22 protein-coding genes are annotated in these 24989 nt (G+C 60.6%); 8 read left to right on the plus strand and 14 right to left on the minus strand.

Annotated elements, in window-relative coordinates; all coding sequences use genetic code 11:
- Positions 1 to 4 precede the first annotated feature (4 nt).
- A complete protein-coding gene (gene ascF, locus ACORQT_RS02410; RefSeq protein ID WP_164057700.1) occupies positions 5 to 1447 on the minus strand; it encodes a PTS cellobiose/arbutin/salicin transporter subunit IIBC in 1443 nt (480 codons plus the stop codon).
- Positions 1448 to 1731: 284 nt separating this feature from the next.
- Between ascF and ACORQT_RS02415 the strand changes: the two genes are divergently transcribed.
- The 6 genes from ACORQT_RS02415 (at position 1732) to ACORQT_RS02440 (ending at position 9050) form a co-directional block, all read left to right on the plus strand.
- A complete protein-coding gene (locus tag ACORQT_RS02415; protein WP_159085263.1) occupies positions 1732 to 2751 on the plus strand; it encodes a LacI family DNA-binding transcriptional regulator in 1020 nt (339 codons plus the stop codon).
- Positions 2752 to 3391: 640 nt separating this feature from the next.
- Positions 3392 to 4456 carry a dTDP-glucose 4,6-dehydratase gene (rffG, locus tag ACORQT_RS02420; protein WP_042783600.1) on the plus strand — a complete coding sequence of 355 codons (1065 nt, stop codon included), beginning with the start codon at positions 3392 to 3394 and terminating at the stop codon, positions 4454 to 4456.
- A gap of 20 nt (positions 4457 to 4476) precedes the next feature.
- Positions 4477 to 5346, plus strand: a complete 870-nt coding sequence (rfbA, locus tag ACORQT_RS02425; RefSeq protein WP_033651411.1) for a glucose-1-phosphate thymidylyltransferase RfbA — start codon at positions 4477 to 4479, stop codon at positions 5344 to 5346.
- 75 nt (positions 5347 to 5421) lie between these two features.
- The gene (locus tag ACORQT_RS02430) at positions 5422 to 6471 is read left to right on the plus strand and encodes a TDP-N-acetylfucosamine:lipid II N-acetylfucosaminyltransferase (RefSeq protein ID WP_042783601.1); all 1050 of its coding nucleotides are present in this window, start codon (positions 5422 to 5424) and stop codon (positions 6469 to 6471) included.
- 54 nt (positions 6472 to 6525) lie between these two features.
- On the plus strand, positions 6526 to 7656 hold the full coding sequence (gene rffA / locus ACORQT_RS02435) for a dTDP-4-amino-4,6-dideoxygalactose transaminase (RefSeq protein ID WP_033651409.1): 1131 nt from the start codon (positions 6526 to 6528) through the stop codon (positions 7654 to 7656).
- Positions 7653 to 9050, plus strand: coding sequence for a lipopolysaccharide biosynthesis protein (locus ACORQT_RS02440; protein ID WP_072626652.1), 1398 nt, complete (start codon positions 7653 to 7655; stop codon positions 9048 to 9050). Before rffA ends, ACORQT_RS02440 begins: the two co-directional genes overlap by 4 nt.
- A gap of 87 nt (positions 9051 to 9137) precedes the next feature.
- On the opposite strand, the gene yjiA is transcribed toward ACORQT_RS02440, so the two are convergent.
- From yjiA to ACORQT_RS02455, 3 genes are all read right to left on the minus strand, one after another.
- Complete coding sequence (yjiA, locus tag ACORQT_RS02445; RefSeq protein WP_072626653.1) at positions 9138 to 10091, minus strand: GTPase; 954 nt, start codon at positions 10089 to 10091, stop codon at positions 9138 to 9140.
- 21 nt (positions 10092 to 10112) lie between these two features.
- Positions 10113 to 10316, minus strand: coding sequence for a YbdD/YjiX family protein (locus tag ACORQT_RS02450; RefSeq protein ID WP_004953088.1), 204 nt, complete (start codon positions 10314 to 10316; stop codon positions 10113 to 10115).
- 218 nt (positions 10317 to 10534) lie between these two features.
- Positions 10535 to 12715: a carbon starvation CstA family protein gene (locus tag ACORQT_RS02455; RefSeq protein WP_072626654.1), complete on the minus strand. Its 2181-nt coding sequence runs from the start codon at positions 12713 to 12715 to the stop codon at positions 10535 to 10537.
- Positions 12716 to 13151: 436 nt separating this feature from the next.
- Here ACORQT_RS02455 and sfnG point away from each other — a divergent pair, with 436 nt between their 5' ends.
- Positions 13152 to 14246 carry a dimethylsulfone monooxygenase SfnG gene (gene sfnG, locus ACORQT_RS02460; protein ID WP_072626655.1) on the plus strand — a complete coding sequence of 365 codons (1095 nt, stop codon included), beginning with the start codon at positions 13152 to 13154 and terminating at the stop codon, positions 14244 to 14246.
- 4 nt (positions 14247 to 14250) lie between these two features.
- Here sfnG and ACORQT_RS02465 read toward each other — a convergent pair whose 3' ends face one another.
- From ACORQT_RS02465 to ACORQT_RS02505, 9 genes are all read right to left on the minus strand, one after another.
- On the minus strand, positions 14251 to 15135 hold the full coding sequence (locus ACORQT_RS02465; RefSeq protein WP_033641720.1) for a LysR family transcriptional regulator: 885 nt from the start codon (positions 15133 to 15135) through the stop codon (positions 14251 to 14253).
- 27 nt (positions 15136 to 15162) lie between these two features.
- Positions 15163 to 15855, minus strand: coding sequence for an MgtC/SapB family protein (locus ACORQT_RS02470; protein WP_019453282.1), 693 nt, complete (start codon positions 15853 to 15855; stop codon positions 15163 to 15165).
- Between the two features lie 111 nt (positions 15856 to 15966).
- A complete protein-coding gene (locus ACORQT_RS02475) occupies positions 15967 to 16746 on the minus strand; it encodes an ABC transporter ATP-binding protein (RefSeq protein WP_042783607.1) in 780 nt (259 codons plus the stop codon).
- Positions 16747 to 17331: 585 nt separating this feature from the next.
- Positions 17332 to 18414: a porin gene (locus ACORQT_RS02480; protein WP_444859310.1), complete on the minus strand. Its 1083-nt coding sequence runs from the start codon at positions 18412 to 18414 to the stop codon at positions 17332 to 17334.
- Between the two features lie 31 nt (positions 18415 to 18445).
- Positions 18446 to 19237 carry an ABC transporter ATP-binding protein gene (locus ACORQT_RS02485; protein WP_164057701.1) on the minus strand — a complete coding sequence of 264 codons (792 nt, stop codon included), beginning with the start codon at positions 19235 to 19237 and terminating at the stop codon, positions 18446 to 18448.
- Between the two features lie 15 nt (positions 19238 to 19252).
- Complete coding sequence (locus ACORQT_RS02490; RefSeq protein ID WP_033641724.1) at positions 19253 to 20974, minus strand: ABC transporter permease; 1722 nt, start codon at positions 20972 to 20974, stop codon at positions 19253 to 19255.
- A 482-nt stretch (positions 20975 to 21456) separates the two neighbouring features.
- Positions 21457 to 22146, minus strand: a complete 690-nt coding sequence (locus ACORQT_RS02495) for a trehalose-6-phosphate synthase (RefSeq protein ID WP_033651401.1) — start codon at positions 22144 to 22146, stop codon at positions 21457 to 21459.
- Positions 22147 to 22159: 13 nt separating this feature from the next.
- Positions 22160 to 22570 carry a GNAT family N-acetyltransferase gene (locus ACORQT_RS02500; protein ID WP_042783609.1) on the minus strand — a complete coding sequence of 137 codons (411 nt, stop codon included), beginning with the start codon at positions 22568 to 22570 and terminating at the stop codon, positions 22160 to 22162.
- 32 nt (positions 22571 to 22602) lie between these two features.
- Positions 22603 to 23973 carry a glutamine synthetase family protein gene (locus ACORQT_RS02505; protein WP_164057702.1) on the minus strand — a complete coding sequence of 457 codons (1371 nt, stop codon included), beginning with the start codon at positions 23971 to 23973 and terminating at the stop codon, positions 22603 to 22605.
- A 236-nt stretch (positions 23974 to 24209) separates the two neighbouring features.
- On the opposite strand from ACORQT_RS02505, the gene ACORQT_RS02510 reads away from it, so the two are divergent.
- Positions 24210 to 24527 (plus strand): hypothetical protein, encoded by a 318-nt coding sequence (locus ACORQT_RS02510; RefSeq protein ID WP_164057703.1) that lies wholly within the window; start codon positions 24210 to 24212, stop codon positions 24525 to 24527.
- Positions 24528 to 24637: 110 nt separating this feature from the next.
- Here ACORQT_RS02510 and ACORQT_RS02515 read toward each other — a convergent pair whose 3' ends face one another.
- Complete coding sequence (locus ACORQT_RS02515; RefSeq protein ID WP_332107468.1) at positions 24638 to 24916, minus strand: hypothetical protein; 279 nt, start codon at positions 24914 to 24916, stop codon at positions 24638 to 24640.
- Positions 24917 to 24989: the final 73 nt, after the last annotated feature.

The following is a 24989-nucleotide window of genomic DNA, read 5'->3' on the forward strand; positions in this document are numbered from 1 at the left end:
TGTCTCAATGCGTTGCGCTGGCGGCGTTCGCCGCCGGTGCGGTTTGGCCGGGCGCGGCGGCGTTTTCCGGCAGATCCTCGAAGCCCAGTATTAGCGTGAGCGCGAACGACAGCACCACCGAGAGCGCCATCACCGCCACCACCCACACGATGCTCATCGGGTTGGCCGGATCGAAGAACTGCACGCTGGTGAACAGCCCGGGCGAGGCCATCGAATGGCTGGCCAACCCGCCGATGCCGGCGACCGCGCCGCAGACGAAGCCGCTGATCAGGCTGGCGATCAGCGGCCGTTTCAGGCGCACCGCCACGCCGTACAGCGCCGGTTCGGAAATCCCCGCCACGATGGCGGAGGCGGCGGCGGCCAGCGCGGTCTGGCGCAGCTCGCGGTTCTTGGTTTTCAGCGCCACCGCCAGCGAAGCGCCGCCCAGCGACAGGTTGGCGCCGATCTCCGAAGGCATCACCATGCCCTCTTTGCCGGTCTCGGCGATGGTCTGGATGATGGTCGGGGTGAATACCCGGTGCATGCCGGTGATCACCAGCAGCGGCCAAATCGCCCCCATGATGGCCACGGAAAGCCAGCCCAGGTAGCCGTGCACGGTGTAGACCAGCGCAGAGATGCCGCTGCCGATCCAGATGCCGAGCGGCCCGATAAGCAGAATGGCGATCGGCGCGGCGATCAGCACGATCAGCATCGGCTTGAGGAAGTTTTTGGTCACCGCCGGGGTGATGCGATCCACCCCGCGTTCGATGTGCGACAGGATCCAGGTCATCACCAGCGCCGGGATCACCGTGTAGGTGTATTTCACCGCCGTCACCGGGATGAAGGCGAATTCCACCGCCTGGCCCTGCGCCGCCTTGGCCATCAGATCGATAAAGTTGGGATGCACCAGCACCCCGGCGATGGCGATCGCCAATGACATGTTGGTTTTGAACTTCAGCGCCGCCGAGGCGGCGACCATCACCGGCAGGAAGAAGAACGCGCCGTCGCCGATCACGTTGAGGATGACGAGGGTCGAGGAGCCTTTCTCGAATACGCCGGCCATATCCAGGATCATCGCCAGCAGCTTCACCATCGAGCCGCCGATGATGGCGGGGATCAGGGGCGACATGGTGCCCACCAGCGCGTCGAGAATGCCGGCGCCGATGCCCTTCAGGGTGAGCTTGCGTTTCACCGGGGCGGCGGGGGCCGCCGCGCCCGACATGCCGAGCGCCAGCACCGCCTGATAGGCTTTGGCCACCTCGTTGCCGATGATCACCTGGCACTGCTCGCCGCTGTGCACCACGCCCAGCACGCCGTTGATGGCCTTCAGCGCCGACGTGTCGATTCGCGCTTTGTCTTTCACCACGAATCTCAGGCGGGTCATGCAGTGGGTCACGGCCTCGATATTGCCCGTGCCGCCCAGGGCGGCCACGATGGCGTGCGAGATCTCTGCGTAGTTCTTCGGCATGGCGTGTCGTCTCTCAGATAGCAATTCGGATAGCCCAAAGGCGAATATTTACTGCCTGGGCGATCCGTCGTTCCATCCGTATGAAACGCCCATAAGAAACCGGTTTCACAAAATCATGTATTGGTGTTTTGTAGTTGGCAAGAACTATGATTTTTGGCGTTTCGTTTTCGTGATCTGGATCGTCAGGGATAAGTGCGCACCGGCGCGCAGGGGCGCGAAAGCGTTCCAAACGCCGGGCGTCTTGGGTAGACTGCGCTGAACCCATGGATTTTGGCGGCGCACAGATGGCAACGATACTCGAGGTGGCGAAAAAGGCCGGCGTTTCAAAGGCGACGGTGTCGCGCGTTTTGTCCGGCAGCGGCTATGTCAGCGAGGAGAAACGCGCATTGGTGGATAAAGCCATCGCGGAAACCGGCTATCGGCCCAACCTGCTGGCGCGCAGCCTGGCGACCAACACCACCCAAACCCTCGGCCTGGTGGTCACCAACACCCTCTACAGCGGCAACTATTTCAGCGAACTGATGGCGCAGTCGGCGCGCATCATGGAGGCGCACGGCCGCCAGCTGATCCTGGCGGACGGCAAGCACACCGCCGAAGAGGAGCGGGCCGCCATTCAGTTTTTGCTGGATCTGCGCTGCGACGGGGTGATCATCTATCCGCGTTTTCTGTCGATCGCGGAAATGGACGAGATCGTCTCCCAACACCGCCAGCCGATTCTGGTGATCAACCGGCGGCTGCGGCTGAACGACAGCTACTGCATCTTCAGCGATCAGCACGCCGCCGGCGCGGCGGCGGTGGCGCACCTGATCGCGCGCGGCCATCGCGACATCGCCTTTATCACCGGTTCGCTCGATTCCCCCACCGGGCTGGAGCGGCTTTCCGGCTACAAGTCCGCGCTGGCGCAGCAGGGCATCGCGGTTAACGAGGCGTTGATCGTCGAAGGGAAATGGCACGCGCAAAGCGGCGTGGCGGCGGTCGATGCGCTGCTGGCCGGCGGGCAACCGTTCAGCGCCATCGTCGCCGGCAACGACGAAATGGCCATCGGCGCGATGAAGCGGCTGGCGGAGCGCGGCGTGGCGGTGCCGGAGGCGGTATCGGTCATCGGCTTCGACGACATCCCGCTGGCGCCCTATACCGTGCCGTCGCTGTCGAGCATGAAGATGCCGGTCACCGAGATGATCCAGGAGACCATCAACCGCCTGCTGTCGATGCTGGACGGCGGCGAGCTGAGCAAGCGCCCCAGCTTCCCGGCCAGCCTGATCGAGCGCGAGTCGGTAGCGGCGGGGCCGTACGAGCGAAGTTGAACTCGGCAATGCGTCCATGTGGTTTGTGAAGGCGTAGGTTGGCCGTACAAGCCGTTATCACCCGGCGCAGCGCCGTCACCCCATAGCCATGACTTTTCGCGACGGCGCGTCAGTCGCTCCCCTTACCACCCTGAGTAATAATCTGAAAGAGCGCCCCAAGGCTGCTCTTTCGGGCCGCTATACGTTATGTTATCCCCCGAAAGTTTGGCCGTTCCCACCCGCTTTTAGCGATTGAAAGCATCACGCTGTCTTCTGCGACGGCATGGCTTCCTGCGTTGCGTCGGTGAACGGTTTCAGTGGCAAACCTTGCGGCCCTGCGGATGAACGGCCTGAGCGTGTCGCCGTCCGGCGGCAATACCCGAGCGACCACCAGAGATTGGCGTCTGTGAGCCAAGGGCGGTAGCGTAGCCGTCCGGCGTTTCCGGCGGCGATACCCGAACACGACGGTTGCATGCCGACCTAAAACCAACAGAGCTGCGATGCAGCTCTGTTGGTTTTAGGGGCTTGCTCGCGCGGGATTGGGGAATGCTGTGATTCGATGGTCGGCAGGGTGTTTACCCACGACAAGGCCTTTAGCCGTTTTATGCGCATGTAAAACAATGTGGCGATGAAATGACCACGGCGTATTTTAGAGGATTCTATGAAAATTATCGTTACCGGCGGCGCCGGGTTTATTGGCTCGGCCGTTGCCCGCCATATTATCAATGATACCGCTGATCACATTTTGGTGCTGGATAGCCTGACCTATGCCGGCAACCTCGAATCCCTGGCGCCGATCGCCGATAGCGATCGTTACACCTTCGAGCAGGTTGATATCTGCGACCGTCAGGCGTTGGATCGCGTGTTCGCCGCCTTCCAGCCCGATGCGGTGATGCACCTGGCCGCCGAAAGCCACGTCGATCGTTCTATTGACGGCCCGGCCGCCTTTATCGAAACCAACATCGTCGGCACCTACACCTTACTGGAGGCGGCTCGCCAGTATTGGCACGCCCTGGACGCCGAGCGCAAGCAGGCGTTCCGCTTCCATCACATCTCCACCGACGAGGTGTATGGCGATCTGCACGGCACCGACGATCTGTTTACCGAAACCACGCCGTATGCGCCAAGCAGCCCGTATTCCGCCTCCAAAGCCGCCAGCGATCACCTGGTGCGCGCCTGGTTGCGCACCTACGGTTTACCGACCGTCGTCACCAACTGTTCGAACAACTACGGTCCTTACCATTTCCCGGAAAAGCTGATCCCTTTAACGATCCTGAACGCGTTGGAAGGCAAGCCGCTGCCGGTATACGGTAACGGCGCCCAGGTGCGCGACTGGCTGTACGTCGAGGATCACGCGCGGGCGCTGTATAAGGTGGTCACTGAAGGCGCGGTGGGCGAAACCTATAACATCGGCGGCCACAACGAGCGCAAAAATATCGAAGTGGTGCAAACCATTTGCGCGCTGTTGGATGAGCTGGTGCCGAACAAACCGGGCGACATCGCGCATTATGCGGATCTCATCACCTTTGTCACCGACCGCCCTGGGCACGATATGCGCTATGCGATCGACGCCGCCAAAATCGATGCGGAGTTGGGGTGGAAGCCGCAGGAGACCTTTGAAAGCGGCATTCGCAAAACCGTGGAATGGTATCTGGCGAATGAGACCTGGTGGCGCCGGGTGAAAGACGGCTCCTATGCCGGCGAGCGTCTGGGTTTGACCCGTTAATCGATTTTTAAGGAAGAAGTATGAAAGGCATTGTTTTAGCGGGCGGTTCCGGCACGCGTCTCTATCCCATCACGCGCGGCGTTTCCAAGCAGCTGTTGCCGATTTACGATAAGCCGATGGTCTATTATCCGATCTCCGTGCTGATGCTGGCGGGGATCCGGGATATCCTGATCATCTCCACCCCGGAAGATATGCCCTCCTTCAAGCGCTTGCTGGGCGACGGCAGCCGTTTCGGCATCAATCTGAGTTATGAAATCCAGCCGAGCCCGGACGGCCTGGCGCAGGCCTTCCTCATTGGCGAAGCGTTCATCGGCGGCGACAGCTGCGCGCTGGTGCTCGGCGACAACATTCACTTCGGCCAGGGCTTCGGCAACAAGCTGGAGTCGGTGGTGAAGCGCAGCGAAGGGGCGACCGTCTTCGGCTATCAGGTGATGGATCCTGAACGTTTCGGCGTGGTGGAGTTCGACGATAACTTCCGCGCGTTGTCGCTGGAAGAAAAACCGGCCGTGCCGAAATCCAACTGGGCGGTCACCGGGCTTTATTTCTATGACCATCACGTGGTCGAGATGGCCAAGCAGGTGAAGCCGTCGGCGCGCGGCGAGCTGGAAATCACCACTCTCAACCAGATGTATCTGGAGCGCGGCACGCTGAACGTCGAGCTGCTGGGGCGCGGTTTCGCCTGGCTGGATACCGGCACGCACGACAGTCTGATCGAAGCCTCTCAGTTTATACATACCATTGAGAAGCGTCAGGGCTTCAAGGTCGCTTGTCTGGAAGAGATCGCCTACCGAAAAGGCTGGTTGACGCGCGAGCAGCTGGCCGCCGAAGCCAAGCTGCTCGGCAAAACGCTGTATGGCCAGTATCTGTCGCAGCTGATCGCGGAAAAATAACCCCGGCCCGGCCCGTCGTGCTCCGAACATCCGGCGCGCGGCGGGGCGCTGGACGAACCTGCATATAGAGCGGATATGAGCACTGTACATATTTGTCCTCTGGATAAATTCATCCCTTCATTCATTGAATTTGTGAATGAGAAATTCGATCCCGATGAGCACACCTTTTGGGTTTACGGCGATAAGGCGCGTTTCGCTTTGCCGCAGGCGGATAACGTTCATTATCTCGGGGCAGATCTGTTCGGCAACGTCAAGCCGACCCTGAAGTTGATGAAGGCCATTCAACGCCACGACCGGGTGATTCTGCACAGCTTCCACGGCATCAAGATGGCGCTGCTGCTGCTGTTGACCCCCTGGGTATTAAAGAAATGCTATTGGTTCATGTGGGGCGGCGATCTTTACCAATACCAAATCGGCAAGCGCAACTTCAAATGGCGCCTGACGGAGCTGCTCCGCCGCCCGGCCATCAAGCGTATGGGCAACTTTGTCACTTACATCAAGGGCGATTACGAGCTGGCTAAAAAGTGGTACGGCTGCGCCGGCCGGTGGCATGAGTGCCTGCTGTATACCAGTAACGTATACAAGAAAAACGTCATCGGCGAACGTGCGGCGGACGCGGACGATAAAACCACCATTTTGCTGGGTAATTCCGCCGATCCGACCAATAATCATTTTGCCGCGTTCGACGTTTTGGAAACCTACAAAAACGAGAATATCGAACTGGTCGTGCCGCTCTCCTACGGCAATAAACGCTATGCGGCAGAAGTGGTGGCCGAAGGCACGCGGCGCTTTGGCGAGAAGTTTGTCCCCTTGACCGACTTTATGCCTTTCCAGCACTACCTGGCGCTGCTGGGGAAAGTGGATATCGCGGTGTTCAATCACCATCGCCAGCAGGCGATGGGCAACACCATTTCCCTGCTGGGGCTGAAAAAAACGGTGTTCTTGAATCCGGGCACCACGCAGTGGGATTTCTTTCAGGAAAAGGGTATCCAGGTATTGGATCTTCAAACGTTTTCGCTACGCAGCTTGAGCGCGGCGGAAAAGGATGACAACGAGCAAAAAATCGAAGCCTATTTCTCCGCTGAGAACCTGACCGCGCAGTTAAAGGCCGTCTTTACTTCCTGATGCCGCACGGCTCACCGCCTCGGCATGCATTCAGAATCGACAACAAGGGATAACATGATACCGTTCAACAAACCACCGGTAACCGGCAACGAAATTCAATATATCAATGCGGCGTTGGAGAATGGGAAACTGTCGGGCGATGGCCCGTTCGGCAAACAGTGCCAGCAATGGTTTGAAAACAAGCTGGGGTGCAAACACGCGCTGTTGACCCCGTCTTGCACCGCCGCGCTGGAGATCGCCGCGCTGCTGGTCGATATCCAGCCGGGCGACGAAGTTATCATGCCAAGCTACACCTTCGTCAGCACCGCCAACGCCTTCGTGTTGCGCGGCGCAAAAATCAAATTCGTCGATATCCATCCTGAAACCATGAATATGGATGCAGCGCTGGTGGCTGCGGCGATCACCGATAAAACCAAAGCCATCGTGCCCGTGCATTATGCCGGCGTCTCCTGCGATATGGATGCGATCATGCGCCTGGCCGACCAACATAACCTGCTGGTGGTTGAAGACGCCGCGCAGGGCGTCATGAGCAAATACAAAGGCGATTTCGTCGGCGTTAAAGGCCATCTGGCGGCTTTCAGCTTCCATGAAACCAAAAACTACACCAGCGGCGGTGAAGGCGGCGCGTTGGTGATCAATGACGAACGCTTTATCAAACGCGCCGAAATTCTGCGTGAGAAGGGCACCGATCGCAGCCAGTTCCTGCGCGGCCAGGTAGACAAGTATACCTGGGTCGATTTCGGCAGCAGCTTCCTGCCGGGCGAACTGCAGTCGGCTTGCCTGTGGGGGCAGTTGGAACTGGCCGATGAGATCAACGATAACCGCCTGGCGACCTGGCACAAGTACTATGCGAGTTTTGCGCCGCTGGCGGAGAAAGGGCTGCTGACGTTGCCGACTATCCCTGCGGACTGCGAGCATAATGCGCATATGTTCTATGTGAAGCTGAAGGATATCGAGCAAAGAACGCAGTTCATCGCTCACCTGAAGGCCTGTGGCGTCATGGCGGTGTTCCATTATATTCCGCTGCACTCGGCGCCGGCGGGCAAGGTCTTCGGCACCTTCATCGGCGAAGACAACTACACCACCCGCGAAAGCGAGAGACTGGTTCGCTTGCCGCTGTACTACAAAATGAGCGATGCCGATCTGAATAAAGTCATTGAAAGCGTAGTGAGGTTCTTTGAGTGAACGCCCGCAAGATCCTGGCGTTCGCTATCGGGCCGATCGGTAATGCCGCGCTGGGATTGTTGACCCTACCGGTGATCACCTGGCTGTTTTCGGCGGACGACGTAGGCCGAATCAGCATGCTGAACGTGGCCGTGTCTTTCTGCGTGCTGTTTTTCAGTTTGGGGCTCGATCAGGCTTACGTTCGGGAATACCACGGCGAATCCGATCGCGGGCAGCTGTTGAAGAACGTTGCTTTCCCCGGCTTGCTGATGATCGTCATCATCAGCGCCGTGTTCCTGCTGTTCCCCGGCAGTTTGTCCGCGTTGCTGTTCGAACAGAAAGACACGGCGATAAGCTGGCTTGTCATGCTGATTCTGTTGGCTTCGTTCATCAACCGTTTCCTGTCCCTGATACTCAGGATGCAGGAGAAGGGGATGGCGTTTTCGCTCAGCCAACTGATGCCCAAGCTGATGACGCTGATCGTTATCGGCCTGTGCTATGTCCTGTTCACCCAGCATACGCTGATGCAGCTGGTGGTGGCGAACGCCGTCGGTTTTATCGCGGTGTCGCTGATGCTGATGTGGTCTTCCCGGGCGGATTGGATCGCCGCGCTGCGCAGTTCGCTGGACGCCGGCAAACTGAAAGCGATGCTCAAGTTCGGCTATCCGCTGATTTTGGGCGGGCTGGCGTTTTGGGGGCTAACCACCATCGATCGGATGTTCGTGCGAGCCTATTCCGGCTTTGAACAATTGGCTATCTTCTCGGTGGCGGTCAGCTTCGCCGGCGTGGCGAGCATTCTGCAAAGCGTATTTTCTACCGTTTGGGCGCCGATGGTCTACAAGCTGGCGGAATCCAACGAGGGCGGCGAGCAGCAGATGATCAACAAGGTCACGCAGTGCATGCTGATTGCCGTGGTTTGCCTGTTCAGTCTGGGGGGGCTATTTTCCTGGCTGGTTGACTTTGTCTTGCCCGCTAACTACGTGAATGTGAAATACATTCTGGTTGCGAGCCTGGGTTTCCCTTTGCTGTTCACGCTGTCGGAAACGACGGCGGTCGGCATCGGCCTGAGCAGAAAGACCGGTTACACCATGCTGGCTTCCTTGATCGCGTTGATTATCAACGTGGCGGCCAACGCACTGCTGGTGCCTCGTTTCGGCGCCGGTGGCGCGGCGGTCAGCACCTGCCTGGCCTTCTGGGCATTCTTGATCCTGAGAACGGAGTTCTCGATTATCAGTTGGAAGACCATGCCGCGTTTTGAAATGTATTTCTTCACTTTCCTGTGTCTGGCGGGGGCGTCGGCTTCCGCGCTGGCGGGCGAGAAAATGAAATACGAGCTGTTTGTCTATTGGGGCGTCCTGCTGGCCGTTGTGCTGGTGAGGAACCTGCGGTTCCTTAAATCGTTCGCCAAAAGATAACGTTTTCGGTCAGGCAACCCGTTGCGGGTTGCCGCCGTTTTGACTTCCCCCATCCAGCGCTATCCGATGGCGCTCACTTCTCCTGGCTCAACGCAGCCGCTGCCGAATCTCCTCCTCCGGCAAATCCACACCGATAAACACCAGCGTGCTCTTGCGCTCTTCCTCAGGCAGCCATTCCCGATCCCAGTCGGCGTTATACAGCCGCTGCACGCCCTGGAACAGCAGGCGGCGCGGCTCGTCTTCGATAGACAGAATGCCTTTGTAGCGCAGCAGGTTGTCGGCGTATTCCAGCAGCAGGCCTTCCATCACGTCGGAGATTTGCATCAGCGGCAGCGGGCGCTCCAGCGTCACGACAATTGAGCGGATGTCGCTCTGTGGCTGCGGGATGCGGCGGAACAGCGGGGCGGGCGGCGTCAGGTTCAGCTTGTCGTTCAGCGTGAAGCCTTCGATGTCGAACAGCACGCTCAGATCGATATCGCCGTGCGTGACCTTGTAGACCGGCGCGCGGGCGTTCATCCGCTGCAGCCGCTGGATCAGCGCCTCGCAGTCCGGCGCCACGTCGGTTTTGGTCAACAGGATGCGGTCGGCGTAGCCCACCTGCGCCTGGGCGATGCTGAACTGGCTCAGCTGCTGCTCGGCGTGCGCCGCGTCCACCAGGGTGATGATGCCGTCCAGCAGGAAACGCTCGCACAGGATCTCGTGCGAGAAGAAGGTCTGGGTAATCGGGCCGGGATCGGCCATGCCGGTGCATTCGATGATCAGCCGGTCGAACGTCAGCTGGCCGCTGTCGACGCCGTCCAACAGATCCAGCAGCGCGTCCGCCAGTTCGTTGGACTTGCTGCAGCAGATACAGCCGTTGCTCAACGTGGTGATGCGGCTGGCGCGATCGCCGATCAGCGCGTCGTCGATCGGCACTTCGCCGAACTCATTCTCGATGACCGCGATTTTATAGCCGTGTTCGGCGTTCAGGATGTGGCGCAGCAGGGTGGTTTTGCCGGCGCCCAAAAAGCCGGTCAGGATGGTGACTGCGATGGGTTTCATACGGATCCTTGTGACTGCGGGTTAACAGCAGCGCATGCCGCCTTTGCCGTCGCCGCCGTAGCGCGCTTGTTGGCGCTCGCGGAAAAATTCTTTATAGGTCATCACCGGCTTGTCCGGGTGGTTGTCTTTCATGTGCTGGACGTAGGTATCGTAGTCAGGCACGCCCACCAACATGCGCGCCGCCTGCCCGAGGTACTTCCCCGCCTGGCCGAGATTTCCGAACATAAGCCTTCTCCAACTCTACCCTGCATCACTACAGCGCTTGCTTTAGCCTGATATTAGGGGAAGCCGGGGGATGGGGTTCCCGCAGGGATGCCCCACCTCCGGGTCGCCCCGGGTATCTCGATTGCATCGCGCCGCACGCCTGGCACCTTGCGATGCACAGGCCGTGCGGCTTTGGGTACTGCTTAACGTTTATTATGCAGGGTATCCGTTAAATCACATCAATGCTGGGTCGAAACTTTGACCTCCCCCTCAGTTACGCCGTCGGTGGGCGCCGCCTGCGGCACCGGCACGTAAGGCGTTTCCTGATCGGTGCGTTTCGGGTTCTTGTGCGCCGCCATCGCGGTTTTCACCCCGTAGAAGATGATGCTGTACACCACCAGCAGGAACAGAATGCTCAGCCCGGCGTTGGTGTAGTTGTTCACCACGATGTGGTTCATGTTGGCGATCTGCTGGGCGCTCAGCTCGGCGCCGCCCTCGGCGATTTTGCGTTTGTACTCGCCGGCCAGGAAGAAGAAGCCTTCCAGCTGCGGGTTGTCGCTGAACAGCTTCAGGCCCAGCGCGTAGGTGGTGCAGATCAGCAGCCACACCGCCGGCAGCACGGTCACCCAGATGTATTGCGCGCGCTTCATCTTAATCAGCACCACGGTGCCCAGCACCAGCGCCACGGCGGCCAGCATCTGGTTGGAGATGCCGAACAGCGGCCACAGACTCTTCACGCCGCCGAGCGGATCCACCACGCCCTGATACAGCAGGTAGCCCCACAGCCCGACGCAGCCGGCGGTGCCGATGATGCCGGCCACCAGCGAGTCGGTTTTCTTCAGGAATGGCACGAAGTTGCCCAGCAGATCCTGCAGCATAAAGCGGCCGGAGCGGGTGCCGGCGTCCAGCGCGGTCAGGATGAACAGCGCCTCGAACAGAATGCCGAAGTGATACCAGAAGCCCATGTTGGCGCCCGGAATGATCTGGTGGAACACGTGGGCGATGCCCACCGCCAGCGTTGGCGCGCCGCCGGCGCGGTTCAGCACCGAAGGTTCGCCGATGTCGGTGGCGGTCTGCAGGATCTGTTCCGGGCTGATGACGAAGCCCCAGGAGCTGACCGCCGCCGCCGCGTGCACGGTCACGTCCTTCAGCGAAGCCATGATCATCGGCGCGTCTTCGGTGCCCAGGCGGTGCAGATCCGGCATGGTGATGCCCAGCGCCGCCGGCGGGGTGTTCATGGCGAAGTACAGGCCCGGCTCGATGATGGAAGCCGCCACCAGCGCCATGATGGCGACGAAGGACTCCATCAGCATCGCACCGTAGCCGATAAAGCGCGCGTCGGTCTCATTGGCCAGCAGCTTCGGCGTGGTGCCGGAGGCGATCAGCGCGTGGAAGCCGGAGACCGCGCCGCAGGCGATGGTGATGAACAGGAACGGGAACAGCGTGCCTTTCCACACCGGGCCGGTGCCGTCGACGAACTGGGTCACCGCCGGCATTTTCAGCTCGGGGTTGAGGATCACGATGCCGATCGCCAGCCCGACGATCACGCCGATTTTCAGGAAGGTGGCCAGGTAGTCGCGCGGCGCCAGGATCAGCCACACCGGCAGCAGAGCGGAGACGAACGCGTAGCCGATCAGCGTGAAGGTGATGGTGGTGTCTTTAAAGGTCAGCGCCGGGCCCCAGTACGGGTCGTGCGCCACCACGCCGCCGAACCAGATGGCGGCCACCAGCAGCACGATGCCGATGATTGACACTTCACCCACGCGGCCGGGGCGCAGGTAGCGCATGTAGATGCCCATAAACAGCGCGATCGGCACGGTGGAGCAGACGGTGAACACGCCCCACGGGCTTTCCGCCAGCGCTTTCACCACGATCAGCGCCAGCACCGCCAGGATGATGATCATGATCAGGAAGCAGCCGAACAGCGCGATGGTGCCCGGTATCGGCCCCATCTCTTTTTTGATGATCTCACCGAGCGAGGCGCCATTGCGGCGCGAGGAGATGAACAGCACCATAAAGTCCTGCACCGCCCCCGCCAGCACCACGCCGCCCAGCAGCCACAGCGTGCCGGGCAGGTAGCCGACCTGCGCGGCCAGCACCGGCCCCACCAGCGGCCCGGCGCCGGCGATGGCGGCGAAGTGGTGGCCGAACAGCACGTTCTTGTTGGTCGGCACGTAGTTGAGGCCGTCGTTGTTGACCACCGCCGGGGTGGCGCGGCCGGCGTCCAGCTTCATCACCCTGGTGGCGATGTACAGGCTGTAGTAGCGGTAGGCCACCAGATACACCGCCACCGAAGCGACGACGATCCACAGCGCGCTGATGTGTTCGCCGCGGCGCAGCGCCACCACGCCGAGGCAGGCTGCGCCGAGTATCCCCAGCAGCATCCACGGAATGTGCTTTAAAATCCCCTCTCGTTTCATGAGGTATCCTTAATTCCAGTCTGCAAAATATGAATGAACTCATCCGCTTGTAAGAGATGTCAGAGTGGCGCGGTGAGCCGTAGCGTCTTTCCCGAGGTAAGGCGGGTTTAGGAACAGCTCATCATCGTCGGGGGTAAGGGGGGAAGACAGACGTATTTCGGTCAGCGGTCAGATCCGCCGGGTGAACGGTTGGATTGGCGGGGTGAGCGGTTTGTTGCATAACCAACAGCCGCCCGTCAGCCGCTGTTGCCAATGCAGCACCCGCCCGCACCCGTCGGCTTTAAACGCCCGGTTTTTCAGCCAGATGCCTTAACGTGGCGATTGGCACGCATCCTGCTATCGGTTTTATAACCAAAACAAGGTTTTCAATATTTGGAAATCAATAATGGTTATATGCGCGCCGCATAACGGCGCCGACGGTCAGAGGGAGAGAAGCATGTCAGCAGCAAACCACTCGCAGAAGCCGATCCAGTTCGCCTACTGGGTGCCGAACGTTTCCGGCGGCCTGGTGATCAGCAATATCCCGCAGCGCACCGGTTGGGACATCGGTTATAACCGCAAGCTGGCGCAGATCGCCGAGCGCGCCGGTTTCGACTACGCGCTTACCCAGATCCGCTTCACCGCCGGTTACGGCGCGGAGAACCAGCACGAATCGGTGTCGTTCTCACAGGCTCTGCTGGACGCCACCGAAAAGCTGAAAGTGATCGCCGCGCTGCTGCCGGGGCCGTGGAACCCCACGCTGGCGGCCAAACAGATCGCCACCATCAGCCATCTTTCCAACGCGCGCATCGCGGTGAACATTGTCAGCGGCTGGTTCCGCGGCGAGTTCAAGGCCATCGGCGAGCCATGGCTGGATCATGAGGAGCGCTACCTGCGCTCGGAAGAGTTTATCCGCTGCCTGCGCGGCATCTGGACTGAGCCCAGCTTCACCTTCGCCGGCGATTTCTACCGTTTCCGCGACTACTCGCTGAAGCCGAAGCCGCTGGCGCCGTTGCCGGAAATTTTCCAGGGCGGCAGCTCACGCGCGGCGCGCGACATGGCGGCGCGGGTCTCGGACTGGTATTTCACCAACGGCAACAGCGTGGAGGGCATTCGCCGGCAGGTGGAGGACATCCAGAGCAAGGCGCAGGCCAATCACCATCGGGTGAAGGTGGGGGTGAACGGTTTTGTCATCGCCCGCGAGAGCGAACAGGCGGCGCAGGCGGTGCTGCAGGAGATCATCGATCACGCCAACCCGGAGGCGGTGCAGGGCTTCGGGCACGAGGTGAAAAACGCCGGGGCGGCCTCGCCCGAGGGCGAGGGCAACTGGGCCAAGTCCACCTTCGAAGATTTGGTGCAGTATAACGACGGCTTTAAAACCAACCTGATCGGCACGCCGCAGCAGATCGCCGAGCGCATCATCGCGTTGAAAGACGCCGGGGTGGATCTGCTGTTGCTGGCGTTTCTGCACTTCCAGGAAGAGGTGGAGTACTTCGGCCGCGAAGTGATCCCGCTGGTGCGCGAACTGGAGCGCCAGCGGGCGGCGGCCTGAGCGTTCAACCCGTTTGCAGGGTTTGCAGCAGGTGGATAAAGGCGGCGCTGAGCGGCGGCGTGGCCGGCTCATGGCGGGTAAAGACATAAAAGCGCGCGCTGATGTCGATCCCCTGCGTCGGGATTTTCTGCAGGTGCAGCTGCGGGGCGTAGTGCGCGACGACCCGATCGCTCAGCAGCGCGATATAACCCTGCTGCCTGACCAGGCACCAGGTCGCCAGAAAGGAGTCGGTCTCGACGATCTGGCCGTGCGGCGTGTAACGCTCGGCGATCTCGCGGATGGCGGCGTGCCCCACCGAGCAGGAGCGCGGCACCACCCATTTGGCTTCGGCCGGCGGCTGCCCGGCGGCGGTCAGGTCGCCCCCTTGATAGAGCGAGAAGCGCTCGCTCTTCAGCGCCTGCATGGCCAGATCGGCGCCGCCCGCCGCGCCGTTCAGGCTGCTGACCGCCAAATCCAGCTCGCAGTTTCTCAGCCGGGCGAGCAGGCCTTCCGGGCCGTCTTCCACCACCGTCACCCGGGTATGCGGGTAGCGGCGGTTGAAGCCTTCGAGCACCTGGGGCAGGTAGCACAGCAGCGGATCGACGCTCATCCCCACCCGCAGTCGCTTCTCGCCGCCGGCGCTCATGCCGCGCAGCTCGTCAAACGCGCTGAGCAACTGATTGGTGGCGGCGTCTATCCGCCGGTAAAACAGCTCGCCGACCGCCGTCAGGCGCACGCCGCGGTTGCTGCGCTCCAGCAACCGCGCGCCGATGGACATTTCCAGCTCTTTGAGCACCCGGCTTAACGTCGGTTGCGAGACGGCCAGTTTTTTCGCGGCATCGTGCAAACTTCCGCAGTGAACGATGTCTTTGAACATCGTCAGATGAGCCAGTTTCGGCATGGTTTTCATGGTGGATCTCCCTGGAAGTGAACGGCATTAGCCGGAGCCGGCGATGCGGCTGTAATAGGCCTGTTTCATCATGCTGTCGTTCAGCAGTTTATTGATGGTCTGGTCGAGCACCGGCGTGGTGACGGAGGCCGGCATCAGCGTGGCGGTGATCTCCACGTCGTCGTCGCCAAAGGGTTCGATATCCAGATGCGAGATAAAGCAGTTTTCTCCTTGCAGCACCTGTTTGAATTTGGCCAGCGCTTCACGCTGTTCATGCTCGAAGGCAATGACGCAAATCTGGTAGGTGGATTCGCCGTTAACGTCATTGAAGGGCTGTTTGTTGACCATATTGACCAGAGGGCGCAGCAGGGTGTTGGCGGCGAGCACGAACAGCGTGGCGGCCAGCGCATCGCCGTACAGGCCGCAGCCGGCGCAGGCGCCGACCGCCGCGGAGCCCCAGAGCGTGGCGGCGGTGTTCAGGCCGCGGATGTTCATCCCTTCTTTCATGATGGCCCCGGCGCCGAGAAAGCCGACGCCGGAGACCACGTAGGAGATGACGCGCACCGCGCCGCCGCTGCCGTCGATGGTCATGGCCAGGTGGACGAAGATCGCCGCGCTGGTGGCCACCAGCGTATTGGTACGCAGCCCGGCGGTGCGCTGGCGGAATTGTCTTTCGTAGCCGATGGCGGCGCCCAGGACGGACGCGGTCAGCAGCGTCAGCAGTGTATGAATGAAATGCATGATAATAACTCGATGTATTATCCGCTTATCATGAGCCACCCGTGGCGGGGTGACTCTTGATAAACAGGTAGTTAAGTTGGCGGGATCCGTCCCGCCAGGCCAGGGCGGCGCTCAGTGCGCGGCGGCGATCTGCCGGCTGAGCGTCTCGCTGATTTTGTCCGTCAGCGGCTGCATCCCCTCGCGGGTGCGCGTCTCGCGGCGCTGCGCGATGTGATAGCAGCCGTCGAGGGTGCCGGCGCCCAGCAGGAGGATGCGATCAGACATCATCACCGCTTCCTCTACGCTGTGGGTCACCAGCACGATGGAGCGGGTTTTGATCTGGTGCGTGCTCCAGATGCGCAGCAGATCGCTGCGCAGGTGTTCGCCGGTATAGACGTCCAGCGCGGAAAACGGTTCGTCCAGCAACAGCAGCATCGGTTCTACCGCCAGCGCGCGCGCAAAGCCGACCCGCTGGCGCATGCCGCCGGAAAGCTCGCGCGGGTAGGCGTCGCGGTAGGGCGCGAGCCCGACCAGATTGAGCATTTTCAGCGTCTGGGTTTCGACCACCTGCGGCGGCAGATCCTGCGCCTGCAGCCCGAAGGCGATATTTTGGTAGACGTTCAGCCACGGGAAAATGGCGAAGGTCTGGAACACCATGTTGATCTGCGGATTCGGCCCCGAGACTTTTTTATCCCCCAGCATCACGGTGCCCAGATCCGGCGCGATCAGGCCGGAAAGTATGCGCAGCAGGGTGGATTTGCCCGAGCCGGACTGCCCCAAAATGCTGACGACCTCGTTATCGTAGAGGCGCAGGTTGATTTCATTCAGCACCAGGCGTTTTTCTTTACCGGTAGGCTGAACGCTTTTGCTGACGTTATTAACCGTCAGCAGCGTGGTTTTTTTTACCATCATGATGTTTCTCCACTCAATTAAAAATATGAGCATGGAAAAATGGCCGATAGTTATCGCCGCGCAGGGGTAAAATAAATGCGAGCGCAAATAAGCCTGAGCGTTATCGGACTGTTAATAAGCGTATGCTGGAAGGATTAGCCTGTCAGGCGCGCCGGAGCGGCGTGCGCGGAGGCCATGCGCTGAAGGGGTAAAGCGAAGGGATGTGGTAACTGACGCATATCCTGACACTTTCAGGATGCAATGGGATGACTATTGCTCCTGTGACCTCAGCGATTCCAACAATAAAATAAACAACCAACTGTCGCCGTCCATATCATTTCCCCGTTATTTTTCGTGTGGCCATAATACGCGTGATATTGCCTGTGATTCAATGTGGTTAGGCGGAATTATCGCGGCAAAATGTAATTTAATATGAATACGGGAAAGTTTTTCTTTATTTATTAAACGGAGCGTCAACGAAAATCATGAGAGTGAATATAGGCGCTATTTTATGGAAATATAAACCTGAATTAAACGAGAGAATAACAGGGCGGGCGCAAGACAAATAATGAACCGGCCGCAGCGCGCGCTGCGGCCGGTATCGGGTCAGAACTGATACATGATGCCGGTTTCGACAATGTCGTCGGCGCCGGCGCCGACGGCGTTCTGCCGTTGCAGCAGGTTGAGCTTGTACTCCACGTAGGTCGACATATTGGCGTTGAAGCTGTAGTTCAGCGCCAGATCCAGGTATTTGACCAGATCGGCGTCGCCAATGCCGGGCAGGTTACGGCCGCGCGTTTGCAGGTAGGCCACCGAGGGCGTGACGCCGGAATCGAAGTGATACTGCGCGACCGCCTCAACGGCGTCCGCGCGGGGGGCGAAGCCGGCGTAGCGATCGCCGTCGACATAGGTCATGTTTTCGGTGCGCGCATAGCTGGCCGCCAGGTAGAGGTTGTCCAGATCGTATTTCAGCCCCAGCGTCCAGGCCCGGGCGCGATCGCAGTCAGCCAGGCCGAAGCGCTGCTGCGCCAGGGTGCGCGCAGAGTTGGCGTAGGCGGCGCCAAAGTTTAGCCCCGCGCCGGTGTCGTAGGTGGCGGAAAAGGCGTAGCCATCGCCGTTTTGCGTCTGAATATCCTTCGCCCGCAGAGCGTCGTCCCCCCGATTCTTCCCCTGATATTGCAGGCCGAGATCCAGACCGTCCAATAGCCCGCCCAGGCTGCGGTTGTGGTAGGTCAGCAGGCCGTTGGCGCGGCCGGTCATAAAGTTGTCGGCCGCTTCGTAGCTGTCGTTGCCGAATTCGGGCAGCACGTCCGTCCAGCCGGCCACGTCATACAGCAGGCCGTAGTTGCGGCCGTAGTCCAGGCTGCCCCAGCGGCCGAACGCCAGCCCGGCGAAGCCCAGCCGGGTATAGCTATTGCCCGGCCCGGCGCTTTCCGGCTGATCGAGCCCCGCCTGATATTCCCATTGGCCATACCCTGTCAGCCCGTCGGCGATCTGCGTCTCGCCTTTGAAACCGAAACGGGTGTAGGAGCGATCGCCGTTATTGTCGGCATCGCTGCTGAAGTAATGCACCCCGTTCAGTTGACCGTACAGATCCAGTTTATTGCCGTCTTTATTGACGATTTCTGCCCCGGCGGCGGCCGCCGGCATCAGGATGACCAGCGCCATCAGTAAGCTTTTATGTTTCATTTCACTACCCTGAGTTAACGAAAATGCGGCCTTATCCGGCCGGTTGCGCCCGCGCGATTTTTTTGTACAGGCAGCTGCGGATCCGATCGGTGAGGTGCCGCAGGCTGTCCCGGTTGCGCGCCGCGCGGGGAATATTGATGCTGAATTCGTCATCGATCCGTTTGCTGGTCGCGTCCAGGATCAGCACCCGATCGGACATCAGCACCGCCTCTTCGACGTCGTGCGTCACCATCACCATGGCGCGCGTGTGCAGCCGGTTGTCTCCCCACAGCGCCAGCAGATCGCTGCGCAGTTTTTGCGCGGTAAAGATATCGAGGGCGGAGAAGGGCTCGTCCAGCAGCAAGACATCGGGCTCTACCGCCAACGCCCGGGCGAAGCCCACGCGCTGGCGCATGCCGCCCGACAGCTCGCGCGGCCAGGCGTGCTCATAGCCGCTCAGCCCCACCAGGCGCAGCAGCGCCTCCAGCCGCTCGGCGATCGTCTGCGGCGGCAGCTTTTGCGCCAGCAGGCCGAAGGCGATGTTGTCGTACACCGTCAGCCAGGGGTAGAGCGCGTAGGATTGAAACACCATGCCGGCGTTGGCGCTCGGGCCGCAGACCGGTTTGCCCGCCAGGGTGAGCGTGCCGCTGTCCGGCGGGATCAGCCCGGCCAGCATGCGCAGCAGCGTGGACTTACCCGAACCGGATTGCCCCAGAATGGTGACGAACTCGCCGGCGTGCACGGTCAGCGACACGTCGCGCAGCACGGGGCTGGGGCGCTTGTTTTCGCCGATAAACGTCTTGTTCAATCGACGGGCGCTGATAATCACGTCTTGAGTCAGCATGTTGTTCCCCCTTGATCAGTCATATTTGAATTTGGTTTCTGCAATGCGATACAGCGGTTGCCAGACGAAGATGATGCACAGCGCCACCAGCGCGCACATCGCGGCGCAGCCCAGTGCGGACTCCGGGTTCTTGCCGGCGTCGGTGACGACGGAAATGAACGCGCCCAGCCCGGTGGCGCTGAGGGTGGTGCTGCCCCACTGGATCACTTCGGCGGCGATGGCGCTGTTCCAGGCGCCGCCGGCGGCGGAGATGATGCCGGTCACGATGTAGGGGAAGATCGCCGGCAGCATGTAGTAGCGCCACCAGCGGAAACGGCGCAGCCCGAAGGTTTCGCTGACCTCGGTGATCTGCGTCGGAATGGCGGAAACGCCGGCGATCACGTTGAACAACACGTACCACTGGGTGCCCAGCATGATCATCGGAATGGCCCACCAGCCGAGATCCTGATGATAAATGGCGATGAAGGCGGCGATCAGCGGGTAGAAAATATTGGGCGGAATGGCCGCCAGGATCTGGATGATCGGCTGGAAGATCTTCACCAGGCGCGGATTCAGGCCGATCCACACCCCCAGCGGCGTGAAGATCGCCACGCTGAGCAGCATGGCCGCGGCCACGCGCGCGGTGGTGAGCAGCATCCACTCCGGCAGCATGGCGAAGTACTGTTTGGGGAAGTATTCCCACAGCCGGTAACCGAACCAGACGCAGGCCAGCACCACGCCGAGATACCACAGGCTGCGCCACAGCCAATTGCCTTTGGCGGCGAGGCGAAACAGGCGGTGCAGGCCGAGGGCGTACCACAGCCGCGGCAGCTTGAACAGCCACAGATCAGCCAGCGCGCGCAGCGTGCGGCCGAGCGCCGCGCCGACGTGCGAAAAGGCCAGACTGTTGTAGAACCACGGATTGCCGAGCGCCCGATTGGCGGTGACGTCTTCGTATTTGAAGCGGGCGGTGTAACGCACCAGCGGGCGGAAAACCAGCTGATCGAGCAGCACGATGTTGGCGGCCAGCGCGACGATCGCATACAGGATCGCCGGCACGTTCTGCTGCGCCAGCGCTTCGGCGATATAGGAGCCGACGCCGGGCAGTTCGACCGAGCGATCGCCGACCGGAATGGCTTCGGAGGCCACCAGGGCGAACCAGGCGGCGGATTGCGACACCATGGCGTTCCACAGCAGGCCCGGCACCGAATAGATGAATTCCAGCCGCCAGAAACGTTGCCACGGGTTGTAATTGAAGCTGCGGGCGGCTTCGTCCAGCTCCTTGGGCACGATGCGCAGCGTCTGATACAGCGTCAGCATCATGTTCCAGGCCTGGCCGGTAAACACCGCGAAGATGGCGGTGCACTCCAGCCCCATCACGCTGTGTGGGTAGAGGTTGAGAAAGTACACGGTCGTGAAGGTCAGGAACCCCACCAGCGGCACCGACTCCATAAAGTTGACGAAGGGCAGGATCACCCGGCGCAGCGGCGCATAGCGCGCGGCCAGCACGGCGAACACCACAGAAAACAGCAGCGACCAGGCCATGCCGAGGAGAAAACGCATGCTGGTTCTGAGCGAATAATAAAGCAGGTTCCAGGCATCGAGACTAATGGCAGAGACGTTTTGTTCATTGAAGTCGCCGTGCATGTCGCCCCACGCGCGAATAAAAAAGGCAATGAAGAAAACGCCGATGGCGATAACGATAAAGTCATTTAAATAAGACTTTCTGAAAACAGATGTACCCCGGTTATTTTGCATAACGCAATACCTTATTTTTCCCATAAGAAATCCGTCGGCGCTCGGGTAATAGGCCCGGCGACATCAGATAAATACCGCCACAGCGGTTGAGACAAACGTTATTTTCGCAGCGAGGCGATGGGCGGGCAGGCAGAGCGGGAAAGGCCGTCAGAAGGGGAGCGGTTGCCGCATTCCGTATCTTTCAGAATGCAACGTGGATGGCATTACTGAAAGGTGCCCAATAGCATTAGCGTAAAACTAAAACTTTCATCGCCCATAGGGCCCTCCTCGGTTTAAATATGGCACGGAGAGGGTAATGTGTTTTGCTAATAAAAAGCAATTGGCGGCGCGCGGTTTTTACGGTTGATATGTAACAGGATGAATATTCATTTTTTAATCGCTATATTCAGAAAATAAAATAACCTATTTTGATGGCGGTAAATGCGGTGAAAATAAATCGCGGCGAAATAAAACGGCGCGCCTGAATACCGCGCGCCGTAACATTAATAAACCTGCCTGCCGTTGATGCCGGCGGGGAAAATGCCGGTGGCGAAAATATGCCCGTTGGCCTGGATCTGGTCGTCGGGCAGCATCTCCAGCGGAAACTCGGCCGCCAGGCAGTTGAGAAAGGCGTTGCGATCGTCGGTGGTGGTAAAGCCGATCAGATCGTAGAACAGCAGCGAAGCGATCAGCTGGCGATGTTCCGGGATGCGCCGCAGCAGCGCCGCCGACGGGAACGGCAGATGGAAAAAGAACGCGCAGTCGTTCAGCAGCCCCTGTTCCTTCAGCGCCTGGGCGCAGGGCAGCAGTTGGTAATCGTCGATGCAGACGATGTCGCCCGGGCACAGGTGTTCGCAGGCGATATCGGCGAAACGGCGATTCAGCTGCCGGTAGGCGCGGTAGTTTTCCGGCGTGAAGTGCGCCTTCTCCGGCTGGTTGTGGAACACCGGCCACAGGCCGTCGTGGTAGTAGCCCTGATAGTGGCGGCGGAACTCTTCGATCGACAGCGGGAAGGTCACCTGATCGTAACCGGCGTCTTGACGGCAGTGGATCGGGCGCTGCGCGAAATTCTGCACGTCGCCGTTCCAGCCGAGCCACAGCCCCGGTTCGGCGTCGGCCGCCAGCGTCCGGCCGGCGCAGGCCAGATCCTTGCCGTCGCACTGCTTGTTGGAAATCAGCACCAAACGAGACATGGGGGTCTCCTTATCAGTGAAGGGCGCGCGGGGCGTGCGCCGCGCAGTCGGCGCGCCAGGGCGCTTGCAGCGCGGGCAGCGTGACGCGCAGGCCGCGCAACGCCGGATGCGCCAGGCAGCAGCGCGTCAGCCAGCTTCCCAGCCCGACGCCGCGGTATTCGGCGCTGACGAACAGTTCGCTCACCGAGGCGAAGGTGGCGTAATCGGTCACCATGCGGGCGAAGCCGAGCTGGTGGCGTTTGCGATACAGGCCGAAGCACAGGCCGTGGCGCGCTAGGCGCTCTGCCGCCGCCCGATCCGGCAGGCTGAGAAAACGCTGGATCGCGTCGATATCCAACAACTGCCGGTCGGTGCTGATATGAAAAACGCCTTTGCGCCAGCAGAGCAGCGGCTGTGCGGGCGCCCGTTGCGGTTGCATATTCATGATTATCCTTAAGTTAACGAATCAGTGGGCGGTTACAGCATCCAGCCGAGTTCGGCGGCGGTGACCTGTTCCTCGAAGCGGCGCAGTTCGGCGCTTTTGCAGGTGAGCCACAGGGTGCAGAACGCCGGGCCGAGCAGTTCGCGCAGCGGATCGCTGTGGCGGAACAGCGCCAGCGCCTCCTGCTGGCCGAGCGGCAAGGGCGCGGCGTTGTCGCTCTCGCAGCCGTTGGCGGCGGGCGGCAGCGGCAGCGGGTGTTCCAGCCCGTGCAGCAGGCCGCCGAGCATTACCGCCAGCGCCAGATAGGGGTTGGCGTCGGCGCCGGCCAGGCGGTATTCGATGCGCTGGTTGGCGCTGTCGGCGCAGGGCAGGCGCAGCGCCACCGTGCGATTGTTGTGGCCCCAGGAGGCGCGCAGCGGCACGTGCATGCCGGGGCGGAAGCGGCGAAACGCGTTGATGTTGGGCGCCAGGATCGCCATCGACGCCGGCATCAGCGCCAGCATGCCCGCCATCGCCTGCTGCATGTTGTCGCTCAGTTCGCCCGGCGCGCCGGTCAGCAGGTTCTCGCCGTGCTCGTTCTGCAGGCTGATGTGAAAATGCAGCCCGCTGCCGGCGGCATGGGCGCAGGGCTTGGCCATAAAGCAGGCGTGCTGGTGATGTTGCTCGGCAATCTGCCGCGTCAGGCGCTTCAGCGCCATGATCTGGTCGCAGGCTTCCAGCACGCGCCGGCTGTGATGCAGGTTCAGCTCGTACTGGCCGAAAGCGGCTTCGGCCACCACGCCGGTCAGCGGCAGGCTTTGCAGCCGCGCGTGCCGTTCGATGTCGCTCAGCAGCGCATGGTGGCGCTCGGGCGCATCCACCGCGAAGCTCTGCGTCGGGCAGGTTTCCGCCTCGGCGGGGCGCTGCGGATCCTGCAGGTAGAACTCCAGTTCGGCCGCCACCACCGGGAAGCAGTTGCGCTCGTGCAGGCGCTTCAGCACCCGTTGCAGCACCACACGCGGCTCCAGCTCGCAGGCGTCGCCGTCGGCGTTTTGCATCGTCAGCAGCAGCTGGGCGTGGCGTTCGGGATCGCGCGCGCAGGGGCGCAGCGTGCCGGGCACCGGCAGGCACAGCCGATCCGGCTCGCCCGCCCGTTGCCCCAGCCCGCTTTCTTCAATCACCCGGCCGTGCAGATCCAGGGCGTAGATCGACAGCGGGAAGTAGCAGCCTTTTTCCAGGCCAAAGGCTTCGGCGATCGGCAGGCGCTTGCCGCGCAGCTGGCCGTTCAGATCGTGCAGATAAATATCCAGCTGTTCGGTATCCGGATAGCGCTGCAGGTAGTGTTCCAGCTCTTTGCGGAAGGTACGCGTCGGCGATGCGGGCAGCTCCGCCAGCAGAGGATTGAACCCGATAATATTAGAATGCATGGCGCGCTCCAGAACGAAGACCGGTCACGGCCAGAGGCAGGGATAAACGCATGAGACAACTCTCTTGTGAGGCCATAGCGGCGATGTGAAAAGGGTATCTGCGGCGGCAAAAACTGTCTGTAAAAACGCCGTAACGTTAACGGGGCGCGGAATAAAAATGCCGTAAAGAGCGCGGCGGGTTGGCCGGGGCGGCACGGTCTATACTGGCGAGACGGGCCGTAGAAGGAGAGATAACGATGAAGAGAATAGGGTTGCTTATCGCCGCGCTGGCCGCGTTCCACGCCACCGCGTCTTCCCCACAGGCGTGGGCCGAGAGCGAACGGGCGATGCGCGCCGCCTGCCTGAAAGCCAGCGGGCTAAAAAACGCCAGGGTGGAAGGGGAGATTATTCACTACGGTGATGACGTCGGCTATTCGGCGCTGTTTATCGGTGGGCGCTACCCGCAGCCGTTTATGAAAAACCAGCCGGGCAGGGAGCTGTGCTTATATCAGCGCGCCACACAGAAGGCGGCGGTGCAGGCGGTGGAGGGGAGCAACGCGTCTGCTCAATCTTGATGTTTGATGAGATAAATAAAAATATAACCCACGGTGATAATAATGGCCTCTATGAGCAAGAGTATAAAATCCATCGCCAGCCACTTTTGTAGCTCAGGAGAGGCGGTTTTTTACACGAAATCGTAGGTTTTCGCATCGAGCCAAACCTGATCCCTAATCTTGATTTTTTTCCTCTTCAGGATCCAAAGAAACCACTGTGCCTTCAATGAGGTACCTAGCATACCGAGGCCGTCGGCAAAGGCGACGTAGGGCGGAATAAAATGTCCGCTGCCGGCGTAACGCTGATAGAACGCGTCAAACTCTTTTTTATGGCGCCGGTAGCCAATGAACTGAATGAAGGCGCTTAAAACCAGCAATATCAAACACGATATGACGATAAATTTCATCATTCACCTACCACTAACGTCGTCAAATAATCGGAACCCATGCCACCCAGTGTGGATCCTGCTGCGCCGCCTATAG

This window comes from Serratia sp. (in: enterobacteria) (assembly GCF_052400455.1).
GTDB classification, from domain to species: Bacteria; Pseudomonadota; Gammaproteobacteria; order Enterobacterales; family Enterobacteriaceae; genus Serratia; species Serratia ureilytica.

Bases quoted from the DNA above. Each gene is read 5' to 3' on its own strand.
- rfbA (WP_033651411.1), top strand. From the start codon at position 4,477: ATGAAAGGCATTGTTTTAGCGGGCGGTTCCGGCACGCGTCTCTATCCC.
- ACORQT_RS02475 (WP_042783607.1), bottom strand. From the start codon at position 16,746: ATGATGGTAAAAAAAACCACGCTGCTGACGGTTAATAACGTCAGCAAA.
- ACORQT_RS02500 (WP_042783609.1), bottom strand. From the start codon at position 22,570: ATGAATATGCAACCGCAACGGGCGCCCGCACAGCCGCTGCTCTGCTGG.
- sfnG (WP_072626655.1), top strand. From the start codon at position 13,152: ATGTCAGCAGCAAACCACTCGCAGAAGCCGATCCAGTTCGCCTACTGG.
- ACORQT_RS02450 (WP_004953088.1), bottom strand. From the start codon at position 10,316: ATGTTCGGAAATCTCGGCCAGGCGGGGAAGTACCTCGGGCAGGCGGCG.
- ACORQT_RS02485 (WP_164057701.1), bottom strand. From the start codon at position 19,237: ATGCTGACTCAAGACGTGATTATCAGCGCCCGTCGATTGAACAAGACG.
- ACORQT_RS02480 (WP_444859310.1), bottom strand. From the start codon at position 18,414: ATGAAACATAAAAGCTTACTGATGGCGCTGGTCATCCTGATGCCGGCG.
- ACORQT_RS02490 (WP_033641724.1), bottom strand. From the start codon at position 20,974: ATGCAAAATAACCGGGGTACATCTGTTTTCAGAAAGTCTTATTTAAAT.
- ACORQT_RS02470 (WP_019453282.1), bottom strand. From the start codon at position 15,855: ATGCATTTCATTCATACACTGCTGACGCTGCTGACCGCGTCCGTCCTG.
- rffG (WP_042783600.1), top strand. From the start codon at position 3,392: ATGAAAATTATCGTTACCGGCGGCGCCGGGTTTATTGGCTCGGCCGTT.
- ACORQT_RS02455 (WP_072626654.1), bottom strand. From the start codon at position 12,715: ATGAAACGAGAGGGGATTTTAAAGCACATTCCGTGGATGCTGCTGGGG.
- yjiA (WP_072626653.1), bottom strand. From the start codon at position 10,091: ATGAAACCCATCGCAGTCACCATCCTGACCGGCTTTTTGGGCGCCGGC.
- ACORQT_RS02465 (WP_033641720.1), bottom strand. From the start codon at position 15,135: ATGAAAACCATGCCGAAACTGGCTCATCTGACGATGTTCAAAGACATC.
- ascF (WP_164057700.1), bottom strand. From the start codon at position 1,447: ATGCCGAAGAACTACGCAGAGATCTCGCACGCCATCGTGGCCGCCCTG.
- ACORQT_RS02515 (WP_332107468.1), bottom strand. From the start codon at position 24,916: ATGATGAAATTTATCGTCATATCGTGTTTGATATTGCTGGTTTTAAGC.
- ACORQT_RS02510 (WP_164057703.1), top strand. From the start codon at position 24,210: ATGAAGAGAATAGGGTTGCTTATCGCCGCGCTGGCCGCGTTCCACGCC.
- ACORQT_RS02415 (WP_159085263.1), top strand. From the start codon at position 1,732: ATGGCAACGATACTCGAGGTGGCGAAAAAGGCCGGCGTTTCAAAGGCG.
- ACORQT_RS02430 (WP_042783601.1), top strand. From the start codon at position 5,422: ATGAGCACTGTACATATTTGTCCTCTGGATAAATTCATCCCTTCATTC.
- ACORQT_RS02505 (WP_164057702.1), bottom strand. From the start codon at position 23,973: ATGCATTCTAATATTATCGGGTTCAATCCTCTGCTGGCGGAGCTGCCC.
- rffA (WP_033651409.1), top strand. From the start codon at position 6,526: ATGATACCGTTCAACAAACCACCGGTAACCGGCAACGAAATTCAATAT.
- ACORQT_RS02495 (WP_033651401.1), bottom strand. From the start codon at position 22,146: ATGTCTCGTTTGGTGCTGATTTCCAACAAGCAGTGCGACGGCAAGGAT.